This is a genomic window from Streptomyces sp. NPDC059785, from assembly GCF_042732375.1.
In the GTDB taxonomy this organism is placed as follows: Bacteria; Actinomycetota; Actinomycetes; order Streptomycetales; family Streptomycetaceae; genus Streptomyces.
Window position 1 is genome coordinate 16,496 of record NZ_JBHWHV010000026.1, and the last position, 19,629, is coordinate 36,124.

Consider the following 19,629-nt stretch of genomic DNA (forward strand, 5'->3'; position numbering starts at 1 on the left):
CTCTCCGTACATGCCGTGCGCAACGCAGGGTGTGCACAGTCCGGGAGGCGGAGCACGCCTCCCGGACCGGTCCGCCGCCCGCGGGGATGGAGGCGGCGGTGTCCCCCAGCCCACTGGATCCAGTACAGCGGGCCGACCCACGCGTGTTCCATGGAAGCGCTCCCCCGATGGCCGGAGAAGAGCGCACGGACGGGCGCACGGCCACACAGCGGGAGCACGTCGCAACCCTCCGTGCTGTCGTGCGGACCGCATTCCCGCCATCCGGAATTACGCCCCTTAACGCTTGGGATTGGGCGAACTACGCTGGGTTTACGAATGCCGCGTGGTTATGCCATCGCGGCAGCCGTCTGTGTCGAGGGGTGGCGCATGTCCAGGGAGCAACGCGGGCCGAACGAAAAACTCGGCACCGTTCTCGCCCTCGCGGGGATCAGCAATGCCGGCCTCGCGCGACGCGTCAACGACCTTGGCGCACAACGCGGGCTGACTCTTCGCTACGACAAGACGTCGGTGGCGCGCTGGGTGTCGAAGGGAATGGTGCCCCAGGGTGCTGCCCCGCACCTCATCGCCGCTGCCATCGGCCAGAAACTCGGCCGCCCGGTACCGCTCCACGAGATCGGTCTGGCGGACGCGGACCCCGCACCCGAAGTGGGTCTCGCCTTTCCCCGTGACGTAGGACAGGCGGTTCGGTCGGCGACGGAGTTGTACCGGCTCGATCTCGCGGGGCGCCGGGCCGGGAGCGGAGGTATCTGGCAGTCGCTCGCCGGATCATTCGCAGTCAGCGCATACGCAACTCCCGCGTCGCGATGGCTGATAACCCCGGCCGACAGTTCGGTGGCGCGCGACGCGAACCCGGCCGAGGGCTCCGGCGCACCGCTGAAAGTCGGCCACAGCGACGTGCAGAAGCTGCGCGAGGCCGCCGAGGACGCGCGGCGCTGGGACTCCAAGTACGGCGGCGGCGACTGGCGTTCGTCGATGGTCCCCGAGTGTTTACGGGTGGAGGCGGCGCCGCTGCTGCTCGGCTCGTACTCCGACGAAGTCGGAAGAGCCCTCTTCGGCGCCAGCGCCGAACTGACCCGGCTGGCCGGCTGGATGGCCTTCGACACCGGCCAGCAGGAGGCCGCCCAGCGCTACTACATCCAGGCACTGCGCCTGGCCCGCGCGGCCGCCGACGTCCCCCTGGGCGGGTACGTACTGGCCTCCATGTCCCTGCAGGCCACCTACCGCGGCTTCGGTGACGAGGGCGTCGACCTCGCGCAGGCCGCCCTGGAGCGCAACCGCGGACTGGCCACCGCGCGCACGATGAGCTTCTTCCGGCTGGTCGAGGCGCGGGCCCACGCGCGCGCGGGCGACGCCCACGCGGCCGGCGGCGCCCTGAAGGCCGCCGAGGGCTGGCTGGAACGGGCCCGCGACGGCGACCAGGACCCCTCCTGGCTGGGCTTCTACTCGTACGACCGGTTCGCCGCCGACGCCGCCGAGTGCTACCGGGATCTGAAGGCACCGCGTCAGGTGCGCCGCTTCACCGAGCAGGCCCTGTCGAAGCCGACGGAGGAGTTCGTACGCTCGCACGGGCTGCGGCTCGTGGTGTCCGCGGTCGCCGAGCTGGAATCGGGCAATCTGGACGCGGCATGCGAGCAGGGCGTGCGGGCGGTGGAGGTCGCGGGGCGCATCTCGTCGGCGCGCACCACCGAGTACGTGAAGGACCTGCTGCACCGCCTGGAGCCGTACGGCGACGAGCCGCGCGTGGTGGAGCTGCGCGAGCGCGCGCGGCCGCTGCTGATGGCGCCGGCCTGACGCGCTCCGGCATCGGACGTGACGCGCGTCGATCCAGTCCGCGGGTTCGGCGGCTTCCCGGGTTTGAAGGCATTGTCAGTGGCGCAGTGCACTATCGGATCCGGGAGGTGGAGCGAGTGCGGCGACGTGTTGCATACGACTGCGATGTGCTGGTGACCGGCGGCGGGATCGTCGGCCTGTCCACGGCGTATGCGATCTCGCGCGTCGCGCCGGGCACCCGCGTGACGGTGCTGGAGAAGGAGCCGGGCCCGGCCCGCCACCAGACGGGGCGCAACAGCGGCGTCCTGCACAGCGGGATCTACTACCGCCCGGGCTCCCTCAAGGCGCGGTACGCGGTGCGGGGCACCGCCGAGCTGGCCAAGTTCTGCGCCGAGCACGGCATCGCGCACGCCCTCACCGGCAAGCTGATCGTCGCCACCGAGAAGTCGGAGCTGCCCCGGCTGCACGCCCTCGTCCAGCGCGGCCGGGAGAACGGCATACCGGTGCGCGAGCTGGGCCCCTGCCAGATCGCGGAGTACGAGCCGGAGGTCCGCGGCCTCGCCGCCATCCACGTCGCCACCACGGGCATCTGCGACTTCGTCTCGGTGGCCCGCCGGCTCGCGGAGTCCTCCGGCGCCCGCGTCGAGTACGGCGCGCGGGTGGTCCGCATCGACCGCCGCCCCGACCTCGGCGTCGCCGTGCGCACGGCCGCCGGACGGGTCCTCCGCGCGCGCGTGCTGGTCAACTGCGCCGGGCTGCACTGCGACGAGGTGGCCCGCCTCGCCGGGGACGACCCCGGCATGCGGATCGTCCCGTTCCGCGGCGAGTACTACACGCTGGCCCGCCCCGAGCTGGTGCGCGGCCTGGTCTATCCGGTGCCGGACCCGGCGTTCCCGTTCCTCGGCGTGCACCTCACCCGCGGCATCGACGGCAGCGTCCACATCGGGCCGAACGCGGTCCCCGCCCTGGCCCGCGAGGGGTACGGCTGGGGCACCGTCCGGGCGCGCGACCTCGCGTCCACGCTGGCCTGGCCCGGCTCCTGGCGCATAGGCCGCCGCCACTGGCGGTACGGGGCCGGGGAGCTGCGCCGCTCGCTGTCGAAGACGGCGTTCACCGAGGCGGTACGGCGGCTGCTGCCCGCGGTCACGCCGGAGGACCTGATACCGGCGGCGGCGGGCGTCCGCGCCCAGGCCGTGCTGCGCGACGGGACGCTGGTGGACGACTTCCTGATCCAGGAGCGCCCCCGCACGGTGCACGTGCTGAACGCGCCGTCCCCGGCGGCCACGGCGTCCCTGCCGATCGGCCGCGAGATCGCCGACCGGACGCTGGCGGCGCTGGAGGCCGCCTGACCCGGGCGGCCCCCGCTCCCGTACTCCGGGCACGGTCACGCGCCACGGGCGCCCAGCTCACGCGTGTGACGGGCCGGCGCGAGCGCATGCCCGCCCCCTCCGGCCCGTAAAATCGACGCACTGTGTCTGCATCCCGCAACTTCTCCGAAGAACCCCGGCCCGCCCCCGAGGCCGAAGGCGTTCCCGCTGTTCCCGGGGGCACCGGCCCCTCGCCGCGCCCCAGCCGGGCCAAGGGCGAGCCCCGCTTCCCCGACGGTCCGAGGGCCGATCCCGCCGGATCGCACTTCGAGCGGCGGATCCGGAGCTTCCAGCCGCGGCGCAGCCGGGTGACGGCCGGGCAGGCGGACGCCTTGCAGCGGCTGTGGCCCAAGTGGGGATTCGACATCGACGGGCAGCGCGTCCTGGACCTCGCGGAGCTGTTCGGCACCGGCCGGCCGGTCGTGCTGGAGATCGGCTTCGGGATGGGCGAGGCCACGGCGCGGATGGCGGCCGCGGACCCGCACACCGGCATCCTCGCCGTGGACGTGCACACCCCGGGTCAGGGAAATCTGCTGAATCTGGCCGACCGCGACGGGCTGGACAACGTCCGGGTGGCCAACGGGGACGCGATCATCCTGCTCCGCGAGATGCTGCGCCCCGACTCGCTCGACGGGCTGCGCGTCTACTTCCCCGACCCCTGGCCGAAGAAGCGGCACCACAAGCGCCGGCTCATCCAGCCGGAGTTCCTGACCCTCGCCGCGGCCCGGCTCAGGCCCGGCGCGATCGTGCACTGCGCGACCGACTGGGAACCGTACGCGGAGCAGATGCTCGACGTGCTGAGTGGGCACCCGGACTTCGAGAACACACAGCCCGGCGGCGGCTACGCGCCCCGGCCCGAGTTCCGGCCATTGACCCGTTTCGAGGGCCAGGGCCTTGACAAGGGTCATGTGGTGCACGACCTGCTGTTCCGCCGTGCCGAACACCGAGACGAACCCCCCGCCGGCGACTGAGGACCGCACGGGCCACCCGGCACCGTCGCGGCCGGCGCCCCTCCTCGTTAGGGTCGATGCCGTGGCCACCTGCCCCCCGTATCCGACGCACCCCAGCGGCCCCGCCGACGGTGCGCGCCGGCATGCGCACTGGTGGCAGCGCGCATGGGTGCGCTACGGCGCGCTGATCACCCTGCTCGCGCTCTCCGGGCTCGTCATCCTGGCCCTGGTGCGGCAGCAGACCGGCACCCAGGGCTTCCTGGTGGGGCTCGGCCTCGCCGTGCTGCCCGTGCCGCTGCTGACAGCCGCGTTCCGCTGGCTGGACCGGGTGGAGCCGGGCCCCTGGCGGAACCTGCTGTTCGCGTTCGCCTGGGGCGCCTGCGCGGCGGCGCTGATAGCGATCGTCGCCAACAGCTTCGCGACCCGCTGGATAGCCACCGCCACCGCCGATCCGTCCAGCGCGGACACCCTCGGCGCGACGGTGATAGCGCCCGTCGTGGAGGAGTCCGCCAAGGCCGCGGCGGTCCTGCTGGTCTTCCTGTTCCGCAGACGGGACTTCACCGGGATCGTCGACGGCGTCGTGATAGCCGGGGTGACCGCCACCGGCTTCGCCTTCACCGAGAACATCCTCTACCTCGGCACCGCCTTCGGCACCGACCAGCTCAGCGGGGAGAGCGGACTCGCCTCGGTGACCGCCGCGACGTTCTTCGTGCGGGTGGTGATGTCGCCCTTCGCGCACCCGCTCTTCACCGTCCTGACCGGCATCGGCTTCGGCGTCGCGGCCCTGTCGGCGGAGCGCCAGCATCTGCGGCGGGTGTTCCTGCCGCTGTCCGGACTGCTCCTGGCGATGGGCATGCACGCCGTGTGGAACGGCTCGTCGTCCTTCGGCGAGTACGGGTTCTTCGCCGTCTACGCCGCGTTCATGGTGCCCGCGTTCGGGCTGCTCACCTGGCTCGTCATCTGGACCCGGCAGCGGGAGCTGCGCACGGTGCGCGCGGAGCTGCCCGCGTACGCCGCGGCCGGCTGGCTGGCCGCGCCCGAGCCGTTCGTACTCGGCTCGATGCGGGCGCGGCGGATGGCCCGCGACTACGCGGCGCACCACTTTGGCCGGGCCGCCGCCCGCTCCGTCGCCCAGTACGAGGCGTACGCGACGTCACTGGCGTTCCTCAGGCACCGGGGCCGCCTCGGCCGCGCGGGCGCCGACTTCGCCGTACGGGAGCGGGAGCTGCTGCACGAGCTGTGGCGGCGCCAGGAGGTCGCCCGGCCCGCGCTCGCCTACGCGGCCCGGTCGGCGGCTCCCGCGCCCGCCCCGCCGCCGTGGCCCGTGTACATGCCGGTCTACGGAACGCCGAATTACGGAAGCCCGGGGTACGGAACGCCGGGGTACGGACGCCCGCACCCCGGCCCGGCGGCGCCCCCTCCGGCGTACGGCCCCGGGCCCGCGTACAACCCGTACCGCTCGTGACGGCCGGGCGGTACGGGGGTTCCCGTACCGCTGCTCAGGGGCGCCCCAAGGGGCTCAGGCCGACGCCTCCGTCAGCTTCGCCAGCTCCGCGTCGGTGAGTTCCAGGTCCGCCACCGCGAGCAGGGCGGGGAGCTGCTCGACCGTGCGGGCCGAGGCGATGGGCGCGGCCACCGTCGGGCGGGCGGCGAGCCAGGCCAGGGCGACGGTCGCGTGGGCCGCCCCGCGCGCCCCGGCGATCTCGTCGAGCGCCGCGAGGACGCGGGTGCCCCGCTCGGTCTCCAGGTGCTTGCCCGCGCCCGCGGCCCGCGCCGAGTCGACGTCGGTGCCGGGGCGGTACTTGCCGGTCAGGAAGCCGGCGGCCAGCGCGTAGTACGGGACGGCGGCGAGCCCCGAGCGGGAGGCGACCTCCTGGAGCGGGCCCTCGTAGGTGTCGCGCGAGACGAGGTTGTAGTGCGGCTGGAGGGCGACGTAGCGGGCCAGGCCCTCGCGGTCGGAGAACTCCAGGGACTCGCGCAGCCGCTCGGGCGAGATGTTGGACGCCGCGATCTGCCGTACCTTGCCGGCCCTGACCAGCTCGTCGAGCGTGCCGATGATGTCCTCGACGGGGACCGCCGGGTCGTCGTAGTGGGTGTAGTAGAGGTCGATGTAGTCCGTGCCCAGGCGGCGCAGCGAGGCATCGGCCGCTGCCCTGATGTTGGCGGGGGCCAGGCCCTTGTAGTCGGGGTGCGCGCCGACCTTGGTGGCCAGGACGACGTCGGAGCGGTTGCCGCGCGCGGCCAGCCACTTGCCGATGACCGTCTCGGAGACACCGCCGCCGTTGCCCGGCACCCACGAGGAGTAGGTGTCGGCGGTGTCCACGAAGTTGCCGCCCGCGGCCGTGTAGGCGTCGAGGACGGCGAACGACTGCGTTTCGTCGGCGGTCCAGCCGAAGACGTTGCCGCCGAGGGAGAGCGGGAAGACCTTGAGGTCGGACGAGCCCAGCTTGCGAAGAGAAGTCATGCCTGTGGTCAACGTACGACGCTGAACCACGTATTCCGGACGTTCGGCCCTGTACTCCGGACGTTCGGCCCTCTTACGGGTTGAGGCCCTTGCTCTGCAACCACGCCATCGGGTCGATGCCGGTGGCGGCGCCGCCGGGGTGGACCTCCAGGTGCAGGTGCGCGCCGGTCACGTTGCCGGTGGCGCCCACGCGGCCGATGACGTCGCCGGTGTTCACCTTCTGGCCGACGCTGACGCTGATCGAGGACTGGTGGCAGAACCAGAGCTCGGTGCCGTCGTCCAGGGTCAGGATCGTGCGGTAGCCGTAGGAGCCGGCCCAGCCCGCCTCCGTGATGGTCCCGGAGTGGATCGCCTTGATGAGGGTGCCGGTGGGCGCGGCGAAGTCCAGCCCGGTGTGGTAGCCGGAGGACCACAGGGAACCGGCCTGCCCGAAGGTGGAGGTGATCGTGTACGAGGAGGTCGGCAGCGTGTACTGCTTGGCCAGCTTCGCCAGACGCTCGGCCTCGGCCTTCTTCTCGGCCTCCTCCTTCGCCTTCTTCTTGGCGGCGGCTTCCTTCTTCTCGGCCTCGTCCTGGGTCTTGGCCGCGGCCTTGACGGCCTTCTGCGCGGCGGCCTCGGCGGCGGCCTGGGTGGCGGCGTTGTCCACCTGGTCCTGCTGCGACTCGGCCTGCTGCATGATGCGGGCGCGCAGCGCCTCGCCCGCGCCGGTGCTGCCCTGCGCGGAGTCCGCGTTGGTCAGGCCGACGTTGCTGAGCGGTGTCGTGGAGCCCTGGTCGGCGTCGGAATCGCCGTCCGACATCAGGGACTTGGCGGAGTCGGTGACCGAGCCCAGGTCGGGCATCGAGATGGAGACCGGCGTCTTGCCGGGCGCCGCGGTGGCCATGCCGCCCGCACCCACGGCGGCGATGACGCCCACGCCGAGGACGGTGGAGCTGCGGGCGAGTCCCCCGCCGCGCTGCTTGGCGACGCGGTGCCGGCCGCGGACGGGACGGACGGATTCCGCGGTGGGATTCCACTCGTCCCAGGTGCCCTCCCCGGCGCCGTAGCCGAAGGTGTCGCTCTGCTTCTCGGACGGCGCGAACGAGGTGGACTGGGCAGGCCGGTTTGACGCCACGTGGGCGTGCTCCTTTCCTTCCTTCTCGCCTACCGGGTTAGCTGACGGGTTCGGAGCAGGAAGGTCTCCTACGCGCGTTGATCACGGCCTGATTCACCGTGGCAAACGCCCGATTCACCCCAAGTTGGTGGTTCCCCGGTTCCCTCGCGGGATTCGGCACGTGCGCACGGAGCCGCCTCTTGTGACGGCTGGGACGACCGCGCTGCGTTATCGAACGTTAATAGACCCGGGCTGGGTATTCCAAGCCGTTCGGACTGATCATTAACGTTTTCGCCACGGACTTAGGGGTCAGCCGCGGTGAAATCCGGGCGAGTTGACCACGATTCGTAAACTCGCATTCAGTTGATGGTTCGTCACTTGTTACCTCTCGGGCGTCGCTCGATCACGGCTGGTGACGGCCGCACCTCTGTGACGGAACCGGACGGCGGTCACCGGCCACGGCGTACGAGGGCAGGGCGGTGTACGGCGGTCACGGGCGGCGTACGGCGAGCAGTGCCAGGTCGTCCGTCGTCCCGCCGCCGGTGTGCCGGCGCACGTCCCGGGTGAGGGTGTCGAGGAGCGCGTCGGGCCCGGGGAAGACCCGGCCGGCCAGGCGCGCCGCCGGATCGTAGAACTCGCCCTGCTTGTCGCGGGCCTCGGACAGACCGTCAGTGTAGAAGAGCAGCGTCGACCCGCACGGGAACGGCGTCTGCTCGGCGCGGTCGGGCCAGCTCCCCAGCTCGCCCATCCCGAGCGGCAGGGCGGGCTCGCTCGCCGCCAGCACCAGCAGGGCGCCGCCGGAGTCGAGGAGCAGGGGCGGCGGGTGGCCGCGGTTGACGACGCGGACGACGCCCTCGCCGTGCGGGATCTCGGCGAGCACGGCCGTGGTGAACCCCTCGAAGGCGTCGAGCCCTTCGCGCCGGGTGCCCTCGCGCGCCAGGGACCGCTCCAGACGCTGGGCCACCGCCTCGAGCGACGCCTCCTGCTGGGCCGCCTCCCGGAAGGCCCCGATGACGACGGCGACGGCCGCCACCGCGCCCATCCCCTTGCCCCGCACGTCCCCGACGAGCAGCCGTACGCCGTGCGGGGTGTCCTGCACCGCGTACAGGTCGCCGCCGATGAACGCGTCCGCCTGCGCGGCCTCGTACCGGGCCGCGATGTCGAGTCCGCCGATCCGGTCGTCCGGGCGGGGCAGCACGGCGCGCTGGGCGGCCTCCGCGATCTCCTTGGCGGAGGCGAGCTGCTGGTCGCTGCGCCGGACCAGGAGGTTGATGAGGACGGCCAGGACGGCGACGGTCGCGACGGTGGCCGCCTCGGTGACCGCGTCGGCGTCCATGACGATGCCGAGCCCGATGTGCACGGTGACGACGGCGATCACCGACATGATCCCGGTGACGACCGTGGAGCGCAGCGAGAACAGCGGCGCCGCGACGAGGGGGGCCGCGGTGAAGAAGGGCGCCGCGGTGAACTCCGCCGGGGTGAGGCAGTCGTAGACCACCCCGACCGCGATCAGCAGCACGGGCAGCATCCGCACGAAGGCGCGCGCGTAGGAGTACCGCCGGCTGCCGGACGGCTCGGCGCGACCGGGCGACGGCCCGTCCCCGAGACCGGGGTCGGGCACGGGGTCACCGGGCAGCCGGCCCCCGGCCCGCTCGGACAGCCGGCTCCCGGCCTGCTCATCCGGCCGGAAGGCCACGCGGTCGTCCGGCAGAGGACCCGCACGGCCGCCGGTCCGCGGGCGGGGCCCGTCGTCGCCGCCCGCAGGCCCCCGGTCGCCTCCGGGAACCCCGTCTCCGGTTCCGCCGGTCGGTTCCGTCGGCCGTTGCCCGCCTTCTCGCTGCCCCACCCGTCCAGGCTTCCCGGAGCGCGGACGGGCGGCGACCGCTGTGGGCCGACCGGATGACACGGGCGCCGCGGGGCCAAGGTCGTGGAACGCACCGAGGGCCGGAACTCGATCTCTCGAGTTCCGGCCCTCGGCCTTCAGTAGCGGGGACAGGATTTGAACCTGCGACCTCTGGGTTATGAGCCCAGCGAGCTACCGAGCTGCTCCACCCCGCGTCGGTGAAACCAGTGTACGTCATCCGCAGGGCCGGGGCACACGCGTATCCACCGCGCCCCCTCCTGCCGCCGCCTCACCCGTCCGCGGCCGCCGTTCCACCCGCCCGCGGACGCGGCTCAGGCGGCGGGGTTGCCCGCGTGCGTGAGCGTCTCCCAGGCGACGAAGAGATCGTCCGTCCCGGCGGGCCGGGTGCGCTCGGCGTACGTGCGGGCGGCGGGGACGCGGTCGCCGAGGCGGCCCTCCAGGTGGTTCAGGGCGACCTCCAGGTCGGGCCCCATGTTCCGGTCGATCCGGCCGCCGCACAGCCAGCGGGGCGCGGGCTCGCCCGACTGGTAGCGGGCGTGGAAGGACACCGCCGCGCGCAGCCGGTCCTCGACCTCGCGGTAGAGGTCGACGCCCTGGTGCCAGGCGGTCTCGGCGATGTGCGCCGTGGCGGCGAGGGCGTATCCCACGTGCTTGAAGTTGCGGCAGGTCTCCTGGGCGACCCCGTCCTCGTAGCGCCGCTGGCCGAACCAGTAGGTGGTCATCTTCTGCGGGGTGTCGACCGTGCTGCCCGCCGGGGTGACCGGTTCCTTGCCGTCCTTGCGCAGGTAGAAGTAGGCGGGCACGCGCTCGCGGAAGCGTTTCAGCGCGTGGTCGAAGGCCTGCTGGTCGTCGAGGAAGACGGCCATGCCGATGGCGGCGTCGGTCATCACCAGGTCCCAGTTCCCGTTGAAGTCCGGGACCTCGCGGGTGACTTCGGGGAGGTAGGCGGTGCGCAGCATGGTCTTGAACCGCGCGACGTCCGCCCGCGGCCAGCCCGCCCCCGTGTGCCGGACGATCTCCGCGGCGCGCGCCCACGTCGAGCCCGCCCAGGCGGTCTGGAGCCCCGCGTTCGCGGCCGTGTGCCGCCGTACCCTCGCCGACCAGGCGTCCATGATCTCGATCGCCTTGCCCGCGTGCTTCCGCTCGCCCGTGACGCTCCACAGCAGCGCCTGGGTGTAGGCGGCGATGGCGTCCTCACGCTCTTCGACGCAGCCGTGCCCGGCCGCCGCGTCCGGCGGGCACTCGACCGTCTCGTACGGCTGCGCCCGGTACGCGTACGAGCCGTACTTGCTGTCGCGCATGTCGAGGAACGCGTTGAGCCACGGCTGCTTCCCCTCGTCGACGTGTGTGCGCGCGGCGTCGAGCTGCGCCTTGCTGACCAGCACCCCTGGGTGGACGAACGCCGCGCCCTTGGACCGCGCCCGCACCACCGAACGTCCGTGTGTCGTCGCCCCGCACGACACCATCAGCCCCACCAGCAGCGGTGCGAGCAGCGCCGCCGCCATCCGGCGCCCCACTGAACTCATCGTTTCCAACCTCCGAGTCGGTTCACTCGCAGCCTGGCTCTCCGGTGGCGCGTCCGCAGATTCTCTTAGCCCGTCCGGCGGGAGCCCGCGCCCGTCCGGCGGGAGCCCGCGCCCGTCCGGCGGGAGCCCGCCGGTGTCACGGGAGCAGGTGGCCGTTGGGCGCCTTCGCGGCGGCCGCGTACTCGGGCAGGACGACGACGTCGGCGCCCGCGGCCGTGAGGATGCCGTTGCCGTCGGCCCCCGGCACGAACGTGTCGGGCTCGCGCCAGGCCGTGACGACGCGCCGCACCCCGGCGTCGAGGATCAGCCGGGCGCACGGGGCGGGCCGGGAGGCGCGGCGGGCGCACGGCTCCAGGCTGCTGTAGACGGTGGCGGAGGCCAGCCGGGGGTCCGCCGGGTCGATCTTGGCGAGGGCGGCTTCCTCGGCGTGCTCCACGGGGTCGCCCTCCCGGGAGTGGCCGCGGGCCAGTTCGGTGCCGTCGGCGGCGACCACGACCGCGCCGACGCTGAACGCGGTCCGCGACGGCGGGCACAGTCCGGCCAGTTCGCAGGCGAGCGCGAGCCAGTACCGGTCGGCTGCGGAAGCGTACGGGCCGGTGCCGGGCGCCGTCGGCACGTACCGCATGAGGACGACGTCCCCGACGGGACGGGTCTCCGCCAGGCGCAGCCGGCCCGCCGGGCCGCCCGGGTAGGGGCCGGGGCCGAACAGGCGCGGCGCCCCCGGCTGGCCGACCAGCAGCGGCGCGAGCGCGAGCTGGAGCTCGTCGGCGAGGCCGAGCCGGAGGAGCTGGGTGTGCACCCGGCCGCCACCCTCGACCATGAGCCGCCGCACGCCCCGGACGTCGTACAGGTGCTCCAGGACGACGTGCCAGTCCAGGTCGGGGCCCGCCGGGACGACGTCCACGCCGAGGCCGTCCAGCGCCTCGGCGGCCCGGGCGGCCCCCTTGTCGGTCGTGTAGAGCACCTTCTCGCCGCCCGTGTGCCAGAACCGCGCGTCCGGATCGAGGTCCCCGGAGCCGCTGACCGTGACCTTCAGCGGGTACTCCGGGCGCCCGGCGGCGACGCGTGCCGCCCGCCGCTCGGCCGAGTTGACCAGCAGCCGCGGGTTGTCGGCGCGGATCGTCCCGGCGCCGACCAGGATCGCGTCACTGGCCGCCCGTACCTCGTCGACCCGGTCGAAGTCGGCCGGGCCGGAGAGCAGCAGCCGGTCGGGCCCGGTGTCGTCCAGGAAGCCGTCGAGGGAGACGGCGGCGGACAACAGTACGTAGGGGCGGGGCATGGCGCTCACTCCTGCTCCGAGCTCACGGCTCGCATCGACGGAAAGGGACGGGAGGGATGGACGGGAGGGATGGATGGGACGGAGAGGGACGGGACGGAGAGGGACGGGGCCGGGGCCTGCCGACCGGACACGTCCCCGGGTGCTTGGGTGCGTGGAATAGCGCTTAGGTGCTTCAACTTTTGAACAATACCTAGACTGGCCGGCATGACGACGACCCGCTGGCTCACTCCCGAGGAACAACGCGCCTGGCGCGCGTACGTCGCCGCCTCCTCGCTCCTGGAGGACGCGATCGACCGGCAGCTCCAGCAGGAGGCCGGCCTGCCGCACCTGTACTACTCCGTCCTCGCGACCCTCTCGGAGGCGCCCGGCAGGCGGCTGCGCATGACCGACCTCGCCGAGGCCCTGAAGATCACCCGCAGCCGCCTCACCTACGCCGTGACGCGCCTGGAGAAGGACGGCACGGTACGGCGCGAGGGGTGCCCCACGGACCGGCGGGGCAGCACCGCCGTGCTCACGGACGCCGGGTTCGCGCTGCTGGAGCGGACGGCGCCGGGGCACGTCGACACGGTGCGCGCCGCGGTCTTCGAGCGGCTGACCGCGGAGCAGGTGGGCCAGCTGGAGGCCATCTGCACGACCATTGCCGACACCCTCCAGTCGGACCGGTCCGGCGCCGTGTGCGACGACCTGCCCTGGCGTCGGCGGGCCGGGCAGACAAACTAGTTGCTTGAACTTTTAAGCACGAGTTAGAGTCTGGCCCCTGGTTGTGCTTCAAATCTGAAGCACAACAGCACACGCCCGAAGCACCACCGCACACGCCCGAAGCACCACAGCACACGCCCGAAGCACCACCGCACGAGCCCACGAACCGCAGCGGACCCGCAGCGGACCCGCAGCCGCCGTCCTACGCCGGACCGGAGAACTCATATGCGCGACACAGTCCAGGGGCGCGACCTCCCCACCGCCACGGTGCGCACCCGCGTCCCCGTACCGCTGCGCTTCGGCGACGGCTACGCGGTCGACGCCGAACTGGTCACCTTCCACGGCCTGACCGACGGCCGCGAACACTTGGCCGTCGTGCTCGGCACCCCGGCCGCCGGGACGGTCCCGCTGGTCCGGCTGCACTCCGAGTGCCTGACCGGAGACGTCTTCGGCTCCGCCCGCTGCGACTGCGGGCCCCAGCTCCGCGAGGCGGTGGAGCGCATCGCGGAGCGCGGCGGCGTACTGCTCTACCTCCGCCAGGAGGGCCGGGGCATCGGCCTCTACAACAAGCTCGACGCGTACGCCCTCCAGGACGAGGGCCTGGACACCTACGCGGCCAACGCGGCCCTCGGCCTGCCCGAGGACGCCCGCGACTACGCCCCCGCCGCCCAGATGCTCGAAGCGCTCGGCATCGGCGCCCTGGACCTGCTGTCCAACAACCCGGACAAGGCCGCCCAGCTCCGCGGCCTCGGCCTGGACGTCCAATCGCGCGTCCCGACCGGCGTGTTCGCCACCGAGCACAACGTCCCGTACCTGCGCGCGAAGGTACTCCAGACGCAGCACACGCTCCCGCTGCCGGAACTCCCGGGCCAGCAGCGGTGGAGCAGCACGGCATGAAACGACCGAGCCCCCGGTCAGACGCGCTCTGACCGGGGGCTTCTCGGTAGACCCTGTGGGACTCGAACCCACAACCAATGGATTAAAAGTCCACTGCTCTGCCAATTGAGCTAAGGGTCCACACACCGCACCGGCCGGAGCCGATGCATCCCCGAGCATAGCCCGACGCGGCCGCGACTCCGATCGGGTATCGGTACCCGGCCGCGCCGGACTGCCGGAAGTGGGCGGAGACGGTCAGGGATCGACCGGTTCGGGCGCGCCCGACCGGGCCGCCTCGCGGGCGATCGTGCGTTCGTGATCGGGGTTGAGGAACCAGTGCCGTGCCGAGGCCAGCCACCAGGTCGCGGCGAATCCGAGGACGACCAGGACCGCGACCGGGGCGTAGTTGAAGGACTCCCAGGTGACGGGCGAGACCTGCGGCAGCATGAACAGGACGGTGATCACGCCGACCCAGGAGACGGCCACCACACCGATCGTCCGGGACCAGCGGCCCAGGTGCCACGGCCCCCGCTCGAACGCCTCGCCCTTGCGCAGCCGCAGCAGCGTCGGGATGACGTACGCGACGTACAGACCGATCACGGCGATCGACGTCACCGCCGCGTACGCCGTCGCGTTGATCAGGTACGGCAGGCCGAGCGCCATGGCTCCGAACGCCGCCAGCCAGACCGCCGCCACCGGCGTGCGGGTCCGCGGGTTCACGCTGTGCCACACGGCCGAGAACGGCAGCGCGCCGTCCCGCGAAAAGGCGTAGATCATGCGGCTGTTGGCGGTGACCGACGCCATCCCGCAGAACAGCTGGGCGCCGATCACGACCAGCAGCAGGAGTTTGCCCGCCGTCGCCCCGAGCGCGTCCAGCAGGATCTGCGCCGGCGGCGCGCCCGTCGGCGACCGAAGCGCCCCGTCGTACGACTGGATGGCGAAGGTGAAGCCGAGGAGCAGGACGAAGCCCGCCACCCACGAGGTCCAGATGGAGCGGACGATGCCCTTCGGGCCCGCCGTCGACGCGTCGTGCGTCTCCTCGGTCATGTGGGCCGAGGCGTCGTACCCGGTGAAGGTGTACTGCGCCATCAGCAGGCCGATGAGGACGACGTAGAGCCCGCTGCCCCAGCCGGTGTTGTTCACGAACTCCGTGAACACGAAGGACGTCGACCGGTGATGATCGGGTACGAAGGCCAGCGCGCCGACGATGACCGCGACGCCCAGGACGTGCCACCACACGCTGATGCTGTTGAGCAGGCCGACGATCCGCACCCCGAAGGTGTTCAGCAGCCCGTGCAGGACGAGGATCCCGGCGAAGAGCAGCATCGTCCGGCCCGGGGTGACCTCGAAGTCGAACTGGAGATTCAGATACGCGCCGAGGAACGAGGCGGCGCCGAAGTCGATGCCCGCGGTCACCGCGACCTGCCCCAGGACGTTGAACCAGCCGGTGAACCACGCCCAGGCCGCGGCCGTACGGGGCGGTGCGAGCCGGTGGGCCCAGAAGTACAGGCCCGCCGAGGTCGGGTAGGCGGAGCAGATCTCGGCCATCGCGAGTCCGACGAACAGCGTCATCAGTCCGACCGCGACCCATCCCCAGGTGATCACGGCGGGACCGCCGGTGTTCATCCCGAACAGGTACAGCGTCAGACAGCCCGACAGCACCGAGATGATCGTGAAGGACACCGCGTAGTTCGAGAACGCGGACATACGGCGGGCGAGGACCTGTGTGTAGCCGAGCTGGGCGAGCCGCTCCTCGTCGGAGAGGGGGGCCGGGCCGGGGCCCTCGGCCGGGTCGCGCGCGCCTGCGGCGGAAGGTGTTGTCATGCCCCCAGCGATTCCCGCGCCGGCGACCCGACATGCGCCGCACGGCGGAAGGGCCCGTACGGCGACGGGATGCGTCGTCGTACGGGCCCTTCCGGTCAACCGGGATCAGCCGGCGATCGGCCTCACTCGGTCCTGCTCAAGCCTGCTCGGCCCTGCTGCTCAGCCGTTGCGCTTCCAGCGCGGCTTCTCGTCGCGGCGGCCGCCGAAGGAGCCGGTGCCGCGGTGGTCGTCACGCCGGCCGTAGGGGCGCTCGTGGCCGCCGGAGCGGTAGCCACCCGAGGGGCGGTCGCCCTGCCGGTCGCGGTTGAAGGGACGGTCGCTGCCCCGGTGGCCGCCGCGGTCGTCACGGCGCTCGAAGGAACGGCCACCGCGGTCGTTGTCCCGGCGGAAGCCGCCGCGGTCGTCGCGGCGCTCGAAGGAACGCCCGCCGCGGTCGCCGTCACGGCGGTCGTCACGACGCTCGAAAGAACGGCCGCCGCGGTCGCCGTCACGACGGTCGTCACGGCGCTCGAAGGAACGCCCACCGCGGTCGTCACGGCGGAAGCCGCCGCGGTCGCCCCGGTCGTCACGACGGTCGTCGCGGCGGTCGAAGGAACGGCCACCGCGGTCGCCGTCACGACGGTCGTCACGACGCTCGAAAGAACGGCCGCCACGGTCGTCACGGCGGTCGAAGGAACGGCCGCCACGGTCACCGTCACGACGGTCACGGTCGAAGCCACCGCGCTCGTTACGGTCGTCGCGGCGGTCACGGCGCTCGTAGTTGCCCCGCTCGTCCCGGCGCTGGCGCGGCGCCTCGTACGACGGACGCTCCTCGCGCTCGGCGGACTGCTCGGGCACGACGGCCTCGGCCGGAGCCTCGGCGGCCTGCTCCGCGGCGGCGGCGACGGCCGCCTCCGGGTCGTCACCGCGCTCCCGCGCGGCGCGGGCCACCAGCCGGTCGGCCTCCTCGCGCAGCTCCACCGCGCGCCGCTGCGCCCGCTCGAGCTGCTTGGTGAGGTGCGAGACCTCGCGCTCGGCCTGCTGCGCGGCGTTGCCCGCGGACTCGGCCTGGACCTCGGTCATCGACCGGGCGCCGGTGATCTCGGCGACCTCGGGCTCGAAGGCCGTACCGGAGTTGATGATGTGCCGCGAGGCGTCGACGCCCGCGTCCTCCATCAGCCGGAAGATCTGGCGCCGCTGGTGCGGCAGGGACAGCGAGACGACGGTGCCGGACCGGCCCGCGCGGGCCGTACGCCCTGAACGGTGCAGGTAGTCCTTGTGGTCACCGGCCGGGTCCACGTTCAGCACCAGGTCGATGCCGTCGACGTGGATGCCGCGGGCGGCGACGTCGGTCGCGACGAGGACGTTGACGTAACCGTCCTTGAAGTCCGCCAGGGTCCGGGTGCGCGCGCCCTGCGTCATGCCGCCGTGCAGCGCGTCGGCCTTCACGCCCGCGTCGCGCAGCTGCTCGGCGACACGGTCGGCGCCCAGCTGGGTGCGGACGAAGATGATGGTGCGGCCCTTGCGGGAGGCGATCGCGGCGGTGACCGGCGCCTTGTCCTTGGGCTTCACGATCAGGATGTGGTGCGACATGGTCGTCACCGCGCCCTGCGCCGCGTCGACCTCGTGCGTGGCCGGGTCGGTCAGGTAGCGCTTGACCAGGGTCGCGATCTCGTTCTCCATCGTGGCGGAGAAGAGCATGCGCTGGCCGCCGGACGGGACCTGGTCGAGCAGCTCGGTGACCTCGGGCAGGAAGCCCAGGTCGGACATCTGGTCGGCCTCGTCGAGGACGGTGACCTGGACGTTCTCCAGGGAGCAGGCGCCGCGGTTGATGATGTCGCGCAGCCGGCCCGGGGTGGCGACGAGGATGTCGACGCCACGCTCCAGGGCGTAGATCTGGTTGCCCATCGACGTACCGCCGCAGACGACCTTCATCTTCAGGCCGAGGACGTCGCCGTACGGCTGGAGCGCGTCCGCGACCTGCATCGCGAGCTCACGGGTCGGGGTGAGGATGACGGCGCGGGGCTTCTTCTTCTCGGTGTGGCCGCCGGCCAGCGTGGCCAGGGTCGGCAGACCGAAGGAGAGGGTCTTGCCGGAGCCGGTGCGACCGCGGCCGAGGATGTCCTTGCCGGCCAGGGCGTCCGGGATGGTCGCCGCCTGGATCGGGAAGGGGGTGGTCACGCCGTTCTGCGCGAGCTTGCGGACGACGCCCTCGGGGAGACCCAGGTCGCCGAAGGTGATCTCGGGGGCCGCGGCCTCGGTGGCCTCGGCGGTCTCGATCGTCTCGGGACCCTCGTTCTCGGGCACGACGACGTGGTCAGTACTGGAAACAGACATGCGAAATGCGAACCTTCCGGAGTTCTACGGCACGCGCCCACAACTCCGTGAAGTCGCAATCGACCGCCTCTATGCGGTCCGGCCACGGCAAAGGAGAGAACGCGCCACGCGGCGCTCTCTGCAATGGCGCCGGGCAAATGGGATCAAACGATCTACCACCATACGCACCCTCCACCCCCGAAGGCAAACCGAGCCACAGAACCCCGGACCGCCGGCAGTGCGTACAGCGCCCCCGCGCCGCCGCGGCACCGGCCCATCGGCCGGCCCGGGAACACGGGGACATGAGCCTGAACACCGGGCTCCGGCCGTTTCATTCCCGACCGGTGTGCGGGCGCCCGGCTCCGGTGTTCCCGCCGGTGCACGGGGCGCCCGGCTCCGGTGTTCCCGCCGGTGCACGGGGGCGCCCGGCTCAGGTGTCCCCGCCCGTGAACGGCGCGCCCGCCCGGGGGGCCGGCTCCCGCTGCACGAGCTGGGTCTCCTGCTCGTGCGCGGACGACGAGGGCTCGGCGCTCGGGTCGGCCGTGGGCGTCGGGGACGGCGTGGGCGTCGGCTGCGCCGTGCGGGTGGGAGCCGGTACGTCCTTGGTCGGCGCGGGCCGATTCGTCCCGCCCCCGCCGCTGCCGCCGCCCCCCGGGGTGGTCCCGGCCGAGGGCCGCGCGGACCGGGACTTCGCGGGCGACGCGGACGCCGGTCCGGAGGAGGAGCCGTCCGACCGGGAGCGGGCCTCGCCGTCCCCGCGCCCGTGTCCGTGCCCGTCGGGGCGGCCCGCTCCGCCCCCGGTCATCGCGGACTCTCCGTCGGGCACCGCACCGCCGCCGGGCCCCGCCGAGTGCGCGGGCCCGGACCGACCCCCGCCGCCGTCGCCCACGCTCATACAGCCGGCGGCCGCGGCGACGGCGATGAACGTGGCGGCCAGACGGACGGGTACGTACACGGCGCGCACGGGCAGCCACCTCCGGTCGTGGGTCTCCCCGGCACGAGCGGCCACGAACGGCACGGGGAGGGGTCAGGGAGTACCTCTGCCCAACTCCGCCCGCCCGCGCGAGGACACGCGCCCTTCACACACCCACACATCCGGTCCGACCGCGCCCCGCACCCCGTACGGCGCCGTACCTCCCCTACGGACCGGCCGGTCCCGCGTACGGCGCCGCACCTCCCCTACGGACCGGCCGGTCCCGCACCGCCTGCGCCACCGCGTCTCACCCGTAGCCGAGCGCGTGCAGCCGGGCGTCGTCGATGCCGAAGTGGTGGGCGATCTCGTGCACCACCGTGACCTCGGTCTCCGCGACCACGTCCTCGCGGGAGTCGCACATCCGCAGGGTCGGCCCCCGGTAGATGGTGATCCGGTCCGGCAGGACGCCCGCGTACCACTCGCCGCGGTCGGTGAGCGGCGTGCCCTCGTACAGCCCGAGCAGCTCGGGGTCGTCGGCGGGCGGCTCGTCCTCGACGAACACCGCCACGTTGTCCATCAGCCGCGTCAGCTCCGGCGGGATACGGTCCAGCGCCTCGGCGACCAGTTCCTCGAACTCCTCGCGCGTCATCTCCAGCACACGGCCATTGTCGGGCACGCCCGCCCCGGGGGGAGGGCGGGACGGCCCGCA

Annotated in this window: 15 protein-coding genes, 2 tRNA genes and 1 riboswitch; of the genes, 6 read left to right on the forward strand and 11 right to left on the reverse strand. The window is 72.9% G+C overall.

All coding sequences use genetic code 11. From position 1 onward, the window contains the following. Positions 1-366: 366 nt before the first annotated feature. The 4 genes from ACFV6E_RS20535 to ACFV6E_RS20550 all read left to right on the forward strand — a co-directional run bounded on the left by ACFV6E_RS20535 (position 367) and on the right by ACFV6E_RS20550 (position 5,552). Positions 367-1,791 (forward strand): MFS transporter, encoded by a 1,425-nt coding sequence (locus tag ACFV6E_RS20535; RefSeq protein ID WP_385161192.1) that lies wholly within the window; start codon positions 367-369, stop codon positions 1,789-1,791. Between the two features lie 107 nt (positions 1,792-1,898). Then, positions 1,899-3,119 (forward strand): L-2-hydroxyglutarate oxidase, encoded by a 1,221-nt coding sequence (gene lhgO, locus ACFV6E_RS20540; RefSeq protein WP_385161194.1) that lies wholly within the window; start codon positions 1,899-1,901, stop codon positions 3,117-3,119. Between the two features lie 122 nt (positions 3,120-3,241). Continuing rightward, positions 3,242-4,108: a tRNA (guanosine(46)-N7)-methyltransferase TrmB gene (gene trmB / locus ACFV6E_RS20545; protein WP_385161196.1), complete on the forward strand. Its 867-nt coding sequence runs from the start codon at positions 3,242-3,244 to the stop codon at positions 4,106-4,108. Positions 4,109-4,169: 61 nt separating this feature from the next. Next, positions 4,170-5,552, forward strand: a complete 1,383-nt coding sequence (locus ACFV6E_RS20550; protein ID WP_385463354.1) for a PrsW family intramembrane metalloprotease — start codon at positions 4,170-4,172, stop codon at positions 5,550-5,552. 54 nt (positions 5,553-5,606) lie between these two features. On the opposite strand, the gene ACFV6E_RS20555 is transcribed toward ACFV6E_RS20550, so the two are convergent. The 6 genes from ACFV6E_RS20555 to ACFV6E_RS20580 all read right to left on the reverse strand — a co-directional run bounded on the left by ACFV6E_RS20555 (position 5,607) and on the right by ACFV6E_RS20580 (position 12,313). Next, positions 5,607-6,551: an aldo/keto reductase gene (locus ACFV6E_RS20555; RefSeq protein ID WP_385161200.1), complete on the reverse strand. Its 945-nt coding sequence runs from the start codon at positions 6,549-6,551 to the stop codon at positions 5,607-5,609. A gap of 73 nt (positions 6,552-6,624) precedes the next feature. Continuing rightward, positions 6,625-7,665 (reverse strand): M23 family metallopeptidase, encoded by a 1,041-nt coding sequence (locus ACFV6E_RS20560; RefSeq protein WP_385463357.1) that lies wholly within the window; start codon positions 7,663-7,665, stop codon positions 6,625-6,627. An 11-nt stretch (positions 7,666-7,676) separates the two neighbouring features. Beyond that, positions 7,677-7,834: riboswitch (cyclic di-AMP (ydaO/yuaA leader) on the reverse strand. 300 nt (positions 7,835-8,134) lie between these two features. Beyond that, entirely contained in the window at positions 8,135-9,340 is a 1,206-nt protein-coding gene (locus ACFV6E_RS20565) for a PP2C family protein-serine/threonine phosphatase (protein WP_385161204.1), read from the reverse strand. Between the two features lie 288 nt (positions 9,341-9,628). Next, positions 9,629-9,702: transfer RNA gene (locus tag ACFV6E_RS20570), tRNA-Met, on the reverse strand. Between the two features lie 117 nt (positions 9,703-9,819). Then, a complete protein-coding gene (locus tag ACFV6E_RS20575) occupies positions 9,820-11,034 on the reverse strand; it encodes an alginate lyase family protein (protein ID WP_385463360.1) in 1,215 nt (404 codons plus the stop codon). Between the two features lie 136 nt (positions 11,035-11,170). Next, on the reverse strand, positions 11,171-12,313 hold the full coding sequence (locus ACFV6E_RS20580; RefSeq protein ID WP_385463363.1) for a dihydrofolate reductase family protein: 1,143 nt from the start codon (positions 12,311-12,313) through the stop codon (positions 11,171-11,173). A gap of 204 nt (positions 12,314-12,517) precedes the next feature. Here ACFV6E_RS20580 and ACFV6E_RS20585 point away from each other — a divergent pair, with 204 nt between their 5' ends. Both ACFV6E_RS20585 and ribA read left to right on the forward strand, forming a co-directional pair. Beyond that, entirely contained in the window at positions 12,518-13,033 is a 516-nt protein-coding gene (locus ACFV6E_RS20585; protein WP_385161210.1) for a MarR family winged helix-turn-helix transcriptional regulator, read from the forward strand. Between the two features lie 204 nt (positions 13,034-13,237). Further along, positions 13,238-13,909 (forward strand): GTP cyclohydrolase II, encoded by a 672-nt coding sequence (gene ribA / locus ACFV6E_RS20590; protein ID WP_385463366.1) that lies wholly within the window; start codon positions 13,238-13,240, stop codon positions 13,907-13,909. Positions 13,910-13,956: 47 nt separating this feature from the next. Here the strand turns inward: ribA and ACFV6E_RS20595 are convergent. The 5 genes from ACFV6E_RS20595 to ACFV6E_RS20615 form a co-directional block, all read right to left on the reverse strand. Beyond that, positions 13,957-14,029: transfer RNA gene (locus ACFV6E_RS20595), tRNA-Lys, on the reverse strand. Between the two features lie 114 nt (positions 14,030-14,143). Then, complete coding sequence (locus ACFV6E_RS20600) at positions 14,144-15,712, reverse strand: amino acid permease (RefSeq protein ID WP_385463369.1); 1,569 nt, start codon at positions 15,710-15,712, stop codon at positions 14,144-14,146. A gap of 159 nt (positions 15,713-15,871) precedes the next feature. After that, positions 15,872-18,028 (reverse strand): DEAD/DEAH box helicase, encoded by a 2,157-nt coding sequence (locus ACFV6E_RS20605; RefSeq protein ID WP_385463372.1) that lies wholly within the window; start codon positions 18,026-18,028, stop codon positions 15,872-15,874. A 409-nt stretch (positions 18,029-18,437) separates the two neighbouring features. Further along, positions 18,438-18,971, reverse strand: a complete 534-nt coding sequence (locus ACFV6E_RS20610; RefSeq protein ID WP_385161218.1) for a hypothetical protein — start codon at positions 18,969-18,971, stop codon at positions 18,438-18,440. A gap of 256 nt (positions 18,972-19,227) precedes the next feature. Next, positions 19,228-19,578, reverse strand: a complete 351-nt coding sequence (locus ACFV6E_RS20615; protein WP_041819691.1) for a metallopeptidase family protein — start codon at positions 19,576-19,578, stop codon at positions 19,228-19,230. Positions 19,579-19,629: the final 51 nt, after the last annotated feature.